The following is a 13,243-nucleotide window of genomic DNA, read 5'->3' on the forward strand; positions in this document are numbered from 1 at the left end:
TTTTTATAAAGAATAGCTGTACTGAACCGGAGGAGGAAAAGATGCATACTTCAATCGTGATGGGATCATATTCTTTCATCGGTTACTATGTGACCAAGCATTTGCTTGAAAGAGGAGAAGCGGTAATTGGATTGGACTGGGATGAATGCCAAGATTCTTTCAAAGAAGAAAAAGAGCTTGAAATTGGACGCAACAGTAATTTTTCGTATGTTTCCAAAAAGGAAATGTCCGGGTGTCTTCAGAATTTCAACGGGGACATTTATATATCAGGATATGAGCTGTATCACTCAGGCAGTGAGAGCGAAGCTCATGAAAAGATAATGCAGATTGAGGAGATAATAGAAGAAACGGGAAAGCAATGCCCTATTATCATGATTCTGCCTGCGTGGACAGAAAGAATGAACTACATAGACAAATTTCCTTTTTGGGGGAACCGGGATCGGAAGATAATTTTTCTGCCGACTGTTTATGGACCTTGGCAGCCGGAATACATGAGTTTTCAGGCGGCTATTTCAGGGAAAACGAATCAGGAAGTGACAGAGATTTTATCGAAGGAATATTGCCGGGAAGCTCTGTATATTGAAGATATTATGTGTGAATTTGCCGAACTGCTTAAGACAGAGGCTAAAGTGATATATGTTTCGGGGAAACAGGAGAACAGCTGGAGAGAATGCGCAAAACTTGTAATGGAAGAAGCCGTGTATTCCAATCTTATCAACAGATCTGATGCAGGAATATCGGGGCAAGCCCATTTCTGTCTGAAATCGTCTACTACTCCCCGGGAAGGAATTGATCGGCAAACCGAGCATTACCATAAAATCCAACAAATATTGAAGTGGAAGCAATAAATCTGCTCACTTAAGTGCTTTTCTGAAACAGGATTCTTTACGGATGAGCCGGCTGGAATTATGATAGGGAGGACATAAACCTATTAGAGGGATGTCAGTCATGATAAAGAAAGATGAGGAGGATAAAAAATGAGTGAAGACAAAACACTGGAATTCATGGGAATTGCGATGAAATATTTCCCTGAAGCGAAAGAGAAATTAGAAGCGGCGGGAATTCCATTTTCAATGGAAATGGCTGAACCATTTATGGATTTATTTAAAAAAGTCATGCAGGAAGCTTATGAGCTTGGGAAAAAGGATGCAGGCCAATAAAGGATAATGGCGGCTGCCGTGATATGGCAGCCTTTCTTGCGGGCATATGATTCAAGGATGCCTGGTTTACATAAGCGGTGCAAATCGCTGCATTATATTTTACCTATTGCATGATGGCTGGTTTTTATATAAAATTAGTACCAGGTAATAATATTTGATATCAAATCTAAATCATAATAGTTCATAAATAGATTAAGGGGTTGGGAGAATGAATGCTGGAATACTGGGTCTTGGCCGTTATTTGCCCGAGAAGGTCGTGACCAATGCAGATTTAGAAAAAATCATGGATACTTCCGATGAATGGATTAGAACGAGGACCGGAATTGAAGAAAGAAGAATCGCCGGAGATGATATGGATACTTCTGATATGGCTTTTGAAGCAGCGAAGGAAGCGATCAATCATGCTGGAGTATCAGCGGAAGATATCGATTTAATCTTAGTGGCAACTGTCACTCCTGATCGTCCCTTCCCTTCAGTATCCTGCATGCTTCAGGAACGCCTTGGTGCAAAGAAGGCAGCAGCAATGGATATCAGTGCGGCCTGTGCCGGCTTCATGTATGGAATGATCACGGCAAAGCAATTTATTGAAACAGGTGCCTATAAGCATATTCTCATTGTCGGAGTAGAAAAACTATCGAAAATTACGGACTGGAACGATAGAAACACCGCTGTCTTATTCGGAGATGGAGCCGGTGCAGCGGTTATGGGTCCAGTATCGGACGGCAGAGGCGTGCTTTCATTTGAATTGGGAGCCGACGGATCTGGCGGAAAGTATTTGCTGCAGGAAGGCGATTTTATTTCCATGAATGGAAGAGAGGTATTTAAGTTTGCGGTTCGCCAAATGGGAGAATCCAGCTTAAATGTTTTAGAAAAAGCCGGCTTGACAAAAGAGGATGTAGATCTTTTAGTTCCGCATCAGGCAAATATCCGAATTATGGAGGCTTCCAGGGAAAGATTGAATCTGCCTCCTGAGAAAATGACGAAAACGGTTCATAAATATGGAAATACATCAGCAGCTTCAATACCGATTGCGATTGTAGAGGAATTGGAGGCCGGAAGAATCAAAGACGGAGACCTATTAGTTATGGTAGGCTTCGGCGGCGGTTTAACTTGGGGAGCTATCGCGCTTCGCTGGGGAAAATAGCATAAACGGAGGGTGAAAGAAGAATGATGAATAGACGTGTAGTTGTAACGGGGATTGGAGCTATTACACCTGTAGGGAATGATGCGGAAACAGCTTGGAGCAGCATCCTAGAAGGAAAATCAGGAATCGGCCCGCTCACTCGTCAAAATGCGGATGAATATCCGGCAAAAGTGGCAGCAGAAGTTAAGGACTTTGATATAGAGGAATATGTTAACAAAAAAGAAGCCAGAAAGATGGACCGTTTTACACATTATGCAATTGCGGCATCAGTCATGGCACTTAAAGATTCCAACCTTGAAATCACCGATGAAAATGCCGGTCGCATCGGAGTTTGGATCGGTTCTGGAATAGGCGGAATGGAAACATTTGAACAGCAGCATGAAACCTTTTTGAATAGAGGGTACAAAAGGGTCAGCCCGTTCTTTGTACCGATGATGATTCCGGACATGGCTTCCGGACAAGTTTCAATCTTGCTCGGGGCAAAAGGGATCAACTCCTGCACGGTAACTGCCTGTGCTTCAGGAACTAACTCGATCGGCGACTCCTTTAAAGCGATCCAGCGTGGAGATGCTGATGCCATGATTACCGGCGGAGCAGAAGCGCCTATTACAAAAATGGCAATGGCAGGATTTTCAGCCAATACGGCACTCTCTACCAATCCAGATCCGCTGACAGCAAGCCGCCCATTTGACATGAACCGGGATGGATTTGTCATTGGTGAAGGCTCAGGAATTCTTATTCTTGAGGAATTGGAGCATGCGTTAGCTCGCGGTGCGAAAATTTATGCTGAGATTGTAGGCTACGGTTCTACAGGGGATGCTTATCATATTACTGCTCCGGCGCCGGGAGGAGAAGGCGGTGCACGTGCCATGCAAATGGCATTGGATGACGCCGGCCTCAAACCGGAAGAAGTTCAATATATTAATGCCCATGGTACAAGCACACCTTATAATGATAAGTATGAAACAATGGCAATCAAGGAAGTATTTGGTGAGCATGCAGCAAAAATTGGCATTAGCTCAACAAAATCCATGACAGGACATTTGCTTGGAGCAGCGGGAGGAGTCGAAGCCGTATTTACGATTCTCTCTATCCGGGATGCCATCATGCCTCCGACCATCAACCTTGCAGATCCTGATCCGGAATGTGACTTGGATTATATTCCGAACAAAGCCAGAAAAGGTGAAATTCAGGCAGCTGTCAGCAATTCACTTGGTTTTGGCGGACATAACGCAACGATCGTATTTACAAAATATCAATAATGTTTGGAGGCTTCCGTTTTTTCGGAGGCCTTTTGTCATGGCTAGGCACAATTTCATGTGGGCACACGTATGATGAACCAGGTGATGTTTATGGGGATAATCAACACATATGACTGGTTTGAAAAAGGCGGAGGACCATCGCGGATCACGGAAAAACTCAATAGCTTTTTCAAAGAGGAGGAAAAGCCGGAAACAATTATTCCCTATCTAAAGCAGCATGGTCTCTATTTACCAGGATCTCTCTTGAGGACAAAGCGGTGGCTGGATCATTCTGTGTGGGGAAAACTGGAGGATATATTCAGCAGGTACAAAGGGTTGTGGCGGGGACCTGATATTCCGATCTTCATTCTTCCATTTTCTCCTGGCCAAAAAGCGGCTAATAAATCAGGGGTTGCTTTTGCTGATAAGCTTTTTTTATTTTTGAGTCCAAGTGTATCAGAGAAGCAGATGGAGGCAATTTTTATTCATGAGTATCATCATGTCTGCAGACTGAACAGAGCCATGAATCGAAAGAGGCAGGAAGAATTGAACTTTCTTGATTCGATTGTGATGGAAGGGCTTGCGGAACAAATGGTGAAGAGATTTTTAGGAGAGAGTTATACAGCAGGATGGACTTCTCTTTATGAAGAAACGGAAATGCGGAAGCAATGGAAAAAATATGTGGAGCCGAATCTATTTCTTAAACGTTCAGATCCAAAGCATGACGAGTTGCTGTTTGGAAAGGGGAAATATCCTAGGATGCTTGGGTATGCGGCAGGATATTATTTAATCGGACAGTCCGGCAGGCTGCGGGTGAAGGAGTCCTTCGAACTGCCTTCAGAAGCTTTCTTACAAGGGGAGCATGAAAATGAAAAACCCTTGTATAAAGAGGAATAATTTGACTCTTGTTTGCCTATACTGATGGACAAACATTATTTCAGAAGTGAGGGAAAAGGATGCTATATCTTCATGATGTTTGGGTGAATTGGTTTGAAGGAGAAGAAAACGGCTACAATATATGCCATTTCCATGAATGGCGGAAAGATGACGGCATTGAACTTCTGGATCAAGTCCCATTATTGTATATTTCAGCAGCTTTGTTCCACTACATAGAGAATGATTTATCGGAATTGCCAAAGACTTTATTAAATGATGTATACCAAAAAGCCTATGCAAGAAAGAACCACGAACGGACTCAGCTTGATTATTGCTTTGTGGTAACAGACGGCAAAGGGATACTGGCAGTAGACACAATCGGCTATCATATCCCAATCAGGAAAAGCCGGTTAATTCCGCGCCAAGAGCAAATTGTCTATGATATGATTGAGAATCAGAAAGAAATGGATTTTCCGTTTACAGTCAAGTCTCAAGACGAAAAAGAATACCATATTCTTTCCCCGTCTCCTTTGTTCATGAACGGGCTGACAAGAAAGGAAAGACAGCTGAAGCAGCTTTTGTTCATGGCGATGGATCAATTGTTTACAGCAAAGAATACGGCGGAAATTCGTTATTGGTATACAGAATGGTCACCGGAAAAATATCGGGCCATCCAGCAAATGGACTTTGAGCCAGCCTGGAGGGAACTGTATGAAGCTCTTAAAGAGGGCTGGTCAGAAAAGCATTTGCAGCTTTGCGGGAACTTAGTGAAAGGGCAGCCTTTCTTTGAAAAGCTTTGGGAAATGGAGATTGGAGACAGCCCATCTATGCTTTAATAATACGAGAGGAAACAGGACGTAATATAGTGTCAACTACCCCGACGGGATACCGATTGGGGTGGTTGGCTGTATGCAGATATTTGGACGGCATAGGGATATAATTTGGGAGAAGGAGTCTTTTTTTTCAAATCGTAAGAGCCATTTTAGGAAAGCGGAAAGTATGATGATTGAAAAAGGCATGAGACCGGTGATACGGACTCATGCCTTTTTTAAATAAATCTTGGGAGCTCAGCGTTTGCGGCCGAGTCCCATGCCGTTATAAATTTTCCGAAGCATTTTATTGGCTTCCTTGTTGGCTTTGGCCGCACCCTCATCAAGGATTTCATCCAGCTCTTTGGAATTAATCAATTCGTGGTAACGCTCTTGAATAGGGAGAAGGTGATCCAGGACAAGCCTGGCAATATCTGCTTTAAAGTCTCCATAGCCCTTGCCGTTATACATTTCTTCTATTTCAGCAAATGATTTGCCGCTGAAAATGGAATGGATGGTCATTAGGTTAGATACGCCTGGTTTCTCCTGTTTATCGTACTTAACGATTCCTTCTGAGTCGGTTACAGCACTTTTGATATTTTTTTCAATTTGCTTAGGGTCATCCAATAAGGCGATGGTTGCTTTCTTATTAGGATCTGATTTACTCATTTTCTTTGTTGGGTCCTGAAGGGACATGATTCTTGCTCCCTCTTTTGGAAGACTGATCTCAGGAATCTTAAAGATTTCGTTATATTTCTTATTAAAACGTTCTGCTAAATCCCTTGTTAACTCAAGATGCTGCTTTTGATCCTCTCCAACTGGCACTAGATCCGTATTATAGAGAAGAATATCGGCAGCCATTAAAGGAGGATATGTCAGCAAGGCAGAGGATACCCCTTCTTTTCCAGACGATTTATCCTTGAATTGGGTCATCCGTTCCAATTCGCCTATGTATGCTATACATTGAAGCACCCATCCGGCCTGTGCGTGAGCGGGGACCTCTGATTGGATAAAGATTGTATTCTTTTCCGGATCCAAACCAATGGCCAAATACAGTGCGGCCAGTTTTTTTATATTCTTTCTTAATTCAAGCCGGTCCTGGGGAACAGTAATGGCGTGCTGGTCGACAATGCAGAAGAAGCAGTCATAATCATGCTGCAAGTCAACGAATTGCTTAAGCGCTCCTAAATAATTGCCAAGCGTAACTGAACCGGAAGGCTGAACTCCTGAAAAAATTCTTTTCAAAATACTGTCACTCCTCTAAAAACGATAAAATAGGTTCTTTCATTATTGTAAGTATTATTGCGCAAGTAATCCACACATTTTATAAAGGATCAAAACAACGATTATAAGTAATAAATATATAACGCGACAACGACAATGACCAGCATCGCAATACATGTTCCAAAAGCGGCTGCTGTCGGAAGAGAAATAAGCTCAGACAGGCTTCTCGGATCTGCTTCTTCATCATCTGAAAGCTTTTTCTCTGAATGAGCAAAAATCCTGAAACTTTCAAAGATGCGGTCAAAGAACCCTTTTTGGATGACAAAGGTTAACAGACTATAAATAAAAAGGGCTCCCGCTATATAAAAGGACAAGTCGATAAAGTGCAATAAAGAAATTTTCTTATAACAGATGAAAGATAGCAAAACGGAAAGCAAAAGACAAATAATAGTATAAACTGTAATTCGTTTTGTCATAAGGAACCTCTCTCAGTTTCCGGATATCCTTAAGTATAACAAAAAATAGGGCATAAAGCATGGTCGGGGAATCATTATATAGGTATATGAATGAAAAAGATTCAACTATAAAAACTAATGGCTAAAAGTTATATAAATGAAATATATTACTATGTGAGAAAAAATAAATATGTCGCAAAATTAAAAATATGTTGAAAAATCGACAATATTCAATTAAATTAGAAGTAGGACAAACGGATGCACAAAAAAACAAGACATTTTAAATTTTTCTAGTAATATTTTTGAAATAATTTTTAGAAAAATATATATACAACGAAAAAACTAAATTGTATAATAATTTTTGTGCATTAATATGAGAAAGGGAGTCAGACTAAATGAAAAATTCTAAATATTCATTGCTTTTGGTTCTTACTCTTGCAATCAGCGTATTCCTGGCTGCTTGCGGTGGAAAAGATAACGGAAGTGAAGATGGATCAAATCCAAAGCAAGAAATTACGATATTGAATAAATCAGAAATCCCGACAATGGATTCTGCCAAAGTTACAGACCAATACGGTATCATCTACTTGAGCAATGTGAATGAGGGGCTTTATACCCTTGATAAAGAAGGAAATGCAGTTCCCGGCCTTGTAGACGGAGAGCCGGAAGTAAACGATGACCAAACAGTCTATACGTTCAAGCTAAAAGAAACGAAATGGTCAAATGGCGAGCCTGTAACGGCAAACGATTTCGTATTTGCCTGGCAGCGTGCCATGGATCCTGATACAGCATCTGAATACGGCCCTTACATGATGAATGGCAAGATTAAAGGTGCACAGGAAATTACAGATGCAGCTGCAGCAAAGAAAGAGTATGATTTAAATTCTCTTGGCGTGAAGGCAATCGATGATAAAACATTGGAAGTTACTTTTGAGAAGCCATTGAAATTTTGGAAGGACTTCTTAGCATTCCCTACATTCCTTCCGCAAAATGAAAAGTTCGTTAAAGAAAAAGGCTCTAAATATGCAACAAGTGCGGATAACCTTTTATACAATGGTCCTTTCGTTATGACAAAATGGGACGGCCCTACTGCCCAGAACTGGGAGTTGGCTAAAAACCCGGATTACCGTGAAGCTGACCAAGTGAAACTGGAGAAAATTTCAGTCAATGTCGTAAAAGATGACCAAGGTCAAGTGAATGCGTTTGAATCAGGCGAAGCAGATATCACAGACGTATTGGCATCAGATCTTGTCCCTCAATATGAAGGAGACGACCGTATGCTTAGCCAACTTGACGCTTCTGTTTACTGGCTGAAAATGAATCAAAAAACGGATGCATTGGCAAACGTCCACATTCGTGAAGCGATTGCAAAAGGCTTTAATAAAGAAGATTTAGTTGCAAGCATATTAAACAATGGTTCTGTTGCCGCTAACTACTTTGTTCCGAAGGATTTCGTAGAATATGACGGAAAAGATTTCCGTGACAAATATCCTGACTTAGTTACATTCAATGAGAAGGAAGCAAAAGCGGCTTGGGAAAAAGGGTTAAAAGAATTGGGAGTGAAAGAACTGACGCTTCGTTACTTGGGCGGAGATACTGAATCTTCTAAAAAGATGGACGAGTATTTGAAAAATCAATTAGAAAAGAATCTTCCTGGGTTGACAGTAAAACTTGAGAGTGTGCCATTCTCTGTGCGCCTTGACCGTACAACAAAAGGAAATTACGACTTAGTTGCAGCGGGATGGGGACCAGATTATAAAGATGCGATTTCATTCACTGACCTTTGGCTGACAGGAAGCCCGAATAATGAAATGAGCTATTCAAATAAGAAATATGATGATTTGATCAAAAAAGCCACAACAGAATATACAGACAATGACGCTAAATATGCTGAAACAATGCAAGAAGCGGAAAAACTATTCTTGACTGAGGATTTCGGTGTTGCCCCTATTTACCAGCGTGCTAACAATATCCTTGTGAATACGAATGTTAAAGGGTTAGTTTCAAGCAGTGTGGGTGCTGACTATCTGTATAGATGGGTAACAGTAGAATAAGAAAGACGATTTCATTTCTGATAACTGATTAGAATGAGAAAAGAGAGTATATTCTGATATACTCTCTTTTCCCTATTAGAATTTTGTCGGATTAACACGAATTATATGTAAATAGGAGGTGGCAGAGATGGCAAGATATATTCTAAAGCGTGTGATTTATATGTTAATCACGATGTTTGTTATTGCCAGCTTGACTTTTTTCTTAATGAAATTAATTCCTGGTTCGCCATTTGCCAATGCAGGAAAGCTAACCGAAGCACAGCTGCAGGTTATGAATGATAAATATGGCCTTAATGAGCCTGTACCTGTCCAATATGCCAAATATATGGGGAATTTATTGCAGGGTGATTTAGGTACTTCTTTTCAATTCAATAATGCGCCAGTTACCCAGTTATTAATGGAACGCATTCAGCCTTCTTTAGTATTAGGGTTCCAAGCGATGTTTTTTGGAACGCTGATCGGGATTGTACTTGGCGTATTAGGAGCATTAAGACAAAACAGCTGGGTGGATTATGGGACAACGTTTATTGCAGTTCTTGGTAAATCGATTCCAAGTTTCGTTTTTGCCGGTCTTTTACAATATTATATTGGGGTGAAAATGGGATGGCTTCCGGTCTTGTTCTGGAAAGGCTGGGAATATACAATCATGCCAACGATTGCGCTTGCGATGTTCCCAATCTCGATTGCTGCCCGTTTTATGAGAACGGAAATGATCGATGTCCTTGGTTCAGATTATATAACGCTTGCCAGAGCGAAAGGTGCAAGCGGATTTGAAGTAGCCTTCAAACACGGTCTTCGAAATGCGCTGATTCCAGTTATTACGGTGCTGGGACCGTTAGCTGTCTCACTGATGACAGGTTCCTTGGTTATTGAACAAATCTTTGCGATTCCGGGAATTGGAGAACAGTTTGTGAAATCCATCCAGGTCAATGACTATTCCGTTATTATGGGAACAACTCTATTATTCTCGTTTTTATTTATCGTTATTATCCTAGTGGTTGATATTCTGTATGGAGTAATCGATCCAAGAATCAGGCTGGCAGGAGGTAAAAAATAATGGCAACTGAAAAGATTAAATTAAGTAAAGATAAATTTATGCCTGCTGTCCTTGATGCTGCTATGGGAGAAGTAATTAATAAACCAAGTATCAGTTTCTGGCAGGATGCCTGGATGAGGGTTCGCAAAAACAAAGCGGCCCTGGCGAGCATTGTCATCATGGCTCTGATTATTATCCTTGCTTTTACAGGACCTGCAATCAGCGGTTACAAAGCAGATGCGCAAGATTTAAAAAGAACCAATCTGCCGGCCAAAATGCCCGTTCTTGAAAATGTAAGCTGGCTGCCGTTTGACGGTACGAAGACACTTCCTAACGGTACGGAGGTTGATGTGTATAAGCAAAAAAACATTGATGAGTATCACTGGTTTGGGACAGACGGACTTGGAAGAGATTTATTCACTCGTGTGTCAAAAGGAATACAGATCTCTCTTTATATTGCCTTCCTTGCAGCTTTGCTTGATATGGCAATAGGAGTCACGTACGGTGCTGTATCTGGATATTTTGGCGGCAGGCTTGATAATATCATGCAGCGTATTGTCGAAGTCATTTCAGGTATCCCAAACTTGGTTGTTGTGATTTTGATGATTTTAGTCTTTGAACCGGGCATTATGTCGATTACCATTGCACTTGCCATTACAGGCTGGACAAGTATGTCCCGAGTAGTGAGGGCCCAGGTGCTTAAACTTAAAGAACAGGAATACGTATTGGCATCGAGAACTCTTGGCAGCTCGAATGCGAAGATTATCTTTAAACACCTTCTGCCGAACCTTGCAGGGGTTATTATTATCAATACAATGTTCACTATACCCAATGCGATCTTCTTTGAAGCATTCCTGAGCTTTATCGGTCTGGGTCTTCAGGCACCGCTTGCTTCATTAGGCACACTGATTGATGATGGATTTAAGACTCTGAAACTGTATCCTCATTTAATGATCTTCCCGGCGTTTTTCATCAGTTTGATCATGATTTGCTTCAATATGATGGCCGACGGGCTTCGTGATGCACTCGATCCAAAAATGCGCGATTAAAGAAAGGTGAATGAAAAGTGACCAACATTTTAGAAGTAAAAGATTTAAATATTTCATTTCACACTTTTTCAGGCGAAGTCCAGGCTATCCGAGGAGTCAATTTCGAGCTGAAGAAAGGTGAAACACTGGCAATTGTAGGAGAATCGGGTTCAGGGAAGTCGGTTACCTCTAAAGCGATTATGAGACTTCTTCCAAAAGGAAATTCTGAAATTAAAAGAGGCGCCATTCGTTTTGACGGAAAAGATTTAACGAAAGTCAGCGAAAAAAGTATGCAAAAAATCCGCGGTAAAGATATCTCGATGATCTTTCAGGATCCGATGACTTCGCTCAATCCTACCATTAAAGTCGGCAAACAGATCATGGAGCCGATTATCAAACATCAGGATATGAGTAAGGATCAGGCAAAGAAGCGGGCAATCGAAATTTTAAACCTGGTCGGTATTCCAAATGCGGAACAAAGATTTGAACAGTATCCGCACCAGTTTTCCGGAGGAATGAGGCAGCGGGTGGTTATTGCTATAGCCCTTGCCTGCAATCCGAAGGTCCTGATTGCAGATGAACCGACTACTGCCTTAGATGTAACGATACAGGCACAGATTTTGGAATTGATGAAAGATATTCAAAAGAAAATGGATACCTCAATTATCTTTATTACCCATGATTTAGGCGTAGTGGCAAATGTAGCAGACCGGGTCGCTGTTATGTATGCGGGGAAAATTGTTGAAATCGGGACAGTCGATGAAATTTTCTATAATCCGAAGCATCCGTATACATGGGGCTTGATCAGTTCAATGCCAAGCCTTGATGATGATAATGGTCAGGAACTGTACGCAATCCCGGGCACACCGCCGAATTTGCTGCACCCGCCAAAAGGAGATGCTTTTGCGGCAAGAAATGAATATGTGATGCAGATTGATCTGGAAGAGCAGCCGCCGATGTTTAAAGTTTCTGATACGCATTATGCGGCAACCTGGCTTTTGCATCCTGATGCACCAAAGGTGGAGCCGCCTCTTGCTGTCCAAAAAAGAATGCAGCAATACAGCGGAGGGGAGGAAAGGTAATGGAAACTAGGGAAAAACTTTTAGAGATTAAAAACTTAAAGCAGCATTTTAATGTCGGAAAACCTAATATGGTTAAAGCAGTGGATGATATCTCCTTTGATATTTATAAAGGAGAGACACTGGGACTGGTAGGAGAGTCCGGCTGCGGAAAATCGACGACGGGAAGAACGATCATCCGTCTTTATGATGCAACAGACGGAGAGGTTCTTTTCAACGGCGAAAACGTCCATGGCAAAAAGTCGAAAGCTCAATTAAAGGATTTTAACCGAAAAATGCAAATGATTTTCCAGGATCCATATGCCTCTTTAAATCCTAAGATGAAGGTAGCAGACATTATTGCGGAAGGCATTGATATCCACGGCCTTGCGAAAAATAAAGAAGAGCGCAATGAAAGGGTGTATTCCCTTTTGGAAACAGTCGGACTGAATCGAGAGCATGCAAACCGCTACCCGCATGAATTTTCCGGCGGTCAGCGTCAGCGGATTGGCATTGCCCGGGCACTGGCGGTAAAGCCGGAATTCATTATTGCCGATGAACCGATTTCGGCTCTGGATGTTTCTATTCAGGCTCAAGTGGTTAATTTGCTGAAAAAGCTTCAGATCGAGCATGGTTTAACCTATTTGTTTATTGCACATGATCTTTCCATGGTGAAATATATCAGTGACCGTATCGGGGTTATGTATTTTGGGAAATTGGTCGAGCTTGCGTCAAGCGATGAACTGTATAATAACCCGCTACATCCTTACACACAATCGCTTTTATCCGCGATCCCGCTTCCTGATCCTGAGTCAGAACGGAAGAGAGTCCGAAAAATGTATAACCCAGCTGTGCACCATTATGCTGAAGGAGAGGAAGTCAAGATGCGCGAAGTGAAACCAGGGCATTTTGTCCTCTGTTCAGCGAAAGAAATGGAGCTTTATCAGCAGCAAAATTAATAAGAACTTATGATTTCCTCAATAAAGGCGGCTGTTCCAATTCGGAACAAGCCGCCTTTTTTATATAATCCGAATGTTCATTGGCATGCAAAGACTTGCAGAATTAATGATTAGGGGTAAAAAAACAGGGTATGAGAAGATAGGGATGTCTGTAGTCAGTTGATGTTATATGATTTAAATGAATAAGAATTTAAATTAT

13 protein-coding genes are annotated in these 13,243 nt (G+C 41.5%); 11 read left to right on the forward strand and 2 right to left on the reverse strand.

All coding sequences use genetic code 11. The features are described 5' to 3' along the window. The first annotated feature begins 41 nt into the window (after positions 1-41). The 6 genes from BQ4305_RS17730 to BQ4305_RS17755 all read left to right on the forward strand — a co-directional run bounded on the left by BQ4305_RS17730 (position 42) and on the right by BQ4305_RS17755 (position 5,257). Entirely contained in the window at positions 42-848 is an 807-nt protein-coding gene (locus BQ4305_RS17730; protein ID WP_110929081.1) for a hypothetical protein, read from the forward strand. 129 nt (positions 849-977) lie between these two features. Then, positions 978-1,160, forward strand: a complete 183-nt coding sequence (locus tag BQ4305_RS17735; RefSeq protein WP_110929082.1) for a ComZ family protein — start codon at positions 978-980, stop codon at positions 1,158-1,160. 208 nt (positions 1,161-1,368) lie between these two features. Continuing rightward, entirely contained in the window at positions 1,369-2,304 is a 936-nt protein-coding gene (locus BQ4305_RS17740) for a beta-ketoacyl-ACP synthase III (protein WP_110929083.1), read from the forward strand. 23 nt (positions 2,305-2,327) lie between these two features. After that, complete coding sequence (gene fabF / locus BQ4305_RS17745; RefSeq protein WP_110929084.1) at positions 2,328-3,566, forward strand: beta-ketoacyl-ACP synthase II; 1,239 nt, start codon at positions 2,328-2,330, stop codon at positions 3,564-3,566. Positions 3,567-3,635: 69 nt separating this feature from the next. Then, a complete protein-coding gene (locus BQ4305_RS17750; RefSeq protein WP_110929085.1) occupies positions 3,636-4,442 on the forward strand; it encodes a DUF2268 domain-containing putative Zn-dependent protease in 807 nt (268 codons plus the stop codon). Positions 4,443-4,501: 59 nt separating this feature from the next. Further along, a complete protein-coding gene (locus BQ4305_RS17755; protein ID WP_110929086.1) occupies positions 4,502-5,257 on the forward strand; it encodes a YjbA family protein in 756 nt (251 codons plus the stop codon). Positions 5,258-5,488: 231 nt separating this feature from the next. Here the strand turns inward: BQ4305_RS17755 and trpS are convergent, their stop codons facing one another. Both trpS and BQ4305_RS17765 read right to left on the reverse strand, forming a co-directional pair. Beyond that, positions 5,489-6,478, reverse strand: a complete 990-nt coding sequence (gene trpS / locus BQ4305_RS17760; RefSeq protein ID WP_199880800.1) for a tryptophan--tRNA ligase — start codon at positions 6,476-6,478, stop codon at positions 5,489-5,491. Positions 6,479-6,576: 98 nt separating this feature from the next. Next, positions 6,577-6,930, reverse strand: a complete 354-nt coding sequence (locus BQ4305_RS17765; protein ID WP_110929088.1) for a DUF3899 domain-containing protein — start codon at positions 6,928-6,930, stop codon at positions 6,577-6,579. 374 nt (positions 6,931-7,304) lie between these two features. On the opposite strand from BQ4305_RS17765, the gene BQ4305_RS17770 reads away from it, so the two are divergent. The 5 genes from BQ4305_RS17770 (at position 7,305) to BQ4305_RS17790 (ending at position 13,044) form a co-directional block, all read left to right on the forward strand. Further along, positions 7,305-8,963, forward strand: a complete 1,659-nt coding sequence (locus BQ4305_RS17770) for a peptide ABC transporter substrate-binding protein (RefSeq protein ID WP_110929089.1) — start codon at positions 7,305-7,307, stop codon at positions 8,961-8,963. Positions 8,964-9,090: 127 nt separating this feature from the next. Then, on the forward strand, positions 9,091-10,020 hold the full coding sequence (opp3b, locus tag BQ4305_RS17775) for an oligopeptide ABC transporter permease (RefSeq protein WP_110929090.1): 930 nt from the start codon (positions 9,091-9,093) through the stop codon (positions 10,018-10,020). Further along, positions 10,020-11,048, forward strand: a complete 1,029-nt coding sequence (opp3C, locus tag BQ4305_RS17780) for an oligopeptide ABC transporter permease (protein WP_110929091.1) — start codon at positions 10,020-10,022, stop codon at positions 11,046-11,048. Before opp3b ends, opp3C begins: the two co-directional genes overlap by 1 nt. 17 nt (positions 11,049-11,065) lie before the next feature. Continuing rightward, positions 11,066-12,109: an ABC transporter ATP-binding protein gene (locus BQ4305_RS17785; protein ID WP_110929092.1), complete on the forward strand. Its 1,044-nt coding sequence runs from the start codon at positions 11,066-11,068 to the stop codon at positions 12,107-12,109. Continuing rightward, entirely contained in the window at positions 12,109-13,044 is a 936-nt protein-coding gene (locus BQ4305_RS17790; protein ID WP_110929093.1) for an ABC transporter ATP-binding protein, read from the forward strand. Before BQ4305_RS17785 ends, BQ4305_RS17790 begins: the two co-directional genes overlap by 1 nt. Positions 13,045-13,243: the final 199 nt, after the last annotated feature.

This window comes from Bacillus massiliglaciei (genome assembly GCF_900098925.1).
In the GTDB taxonomy this organism is placed as follows: domain Bacteria; phylum Bacillota; class Bacilli; order Bacillales; family DSM-1321; genus Peribacillus; species Peribacillus massiliglaciei.

Bases quoted from the DNA above. Each gene is read 5' to 3' on its own strand.
- BQ4305_RS17740 (WP_110929083.1), top strand. From the start codon at position 1,369: ATGAATGCTGGAATACTGGGTCTTGGCCGTTATTTGCCCGAGAAGGTC.
- opp3C (WP_110929091.1), top strand. From the start codon at position 10,020: ATGGCAACTGAAAAGATTAAATTAAGTAAAGATAAATTTATGCCTGCT.
- BQ4305_RS17790 (WP_110929093.1), top strand. From the start codon at position 12,109: ATGGAAACTAGGGAAAAACTTTTAGAGATTAAAAACTTAAAGCAGCAT.
- BQ4305_RS17770 (WP_110929089.1), top strand. From the start codon at position 7,305: ATGAAAAATTCTAAATATTCATTGCTTTTGGTTCTTACTCTTGCAATC.
- fabF (WP_110929084.1), top strand. From the start codon at position 2,328: ATGATGAATAGACGTGTAGTTGTAACGGGGATTGGAGCTATTACACCT.
- BQ4305_RS17755 (WP_110929086.1), top strand. From the start codon at position 4,502: ATGCTATATCTTCATGATGTTTGGGTGAATTGGTTTGAAGGAGAAGAA.
- BQ4305_RS17730 (WP_110929081.1), top strand. From the start codon at position 42: ATGCATACTTCAATCGTGATGGGATCATATTCTTTCATCGGTTACTAT.
- BQ4305_RS17750 (WP_110929085.1), top strand. From the start codon at position 3,636: ATGATGAACCAGGTGATGTTTATGGGGATAATCAACACATATGACTGG.
- BQ4305_RS17765 (WP_110929088.1), bottom strand. From the start codon at position 6,930: ATGACAAAACGAATTACAGTTTATACTATTATTTGTCTTTTGCTTTCC.
- opp3b (WP_110929090.1), top strand. From the start codon at position 9,091: ATGGCAAGATATATTCTAAAGCGTGTGATTTATATGTTAATCACGATG.
- BQ4305_RS17735 (WP_110929082.1), top strand. From the start codon at position 978: ATGAGTGAAGACAAAACACTGGAATTCATGGGAATTGCGATGAAATAT.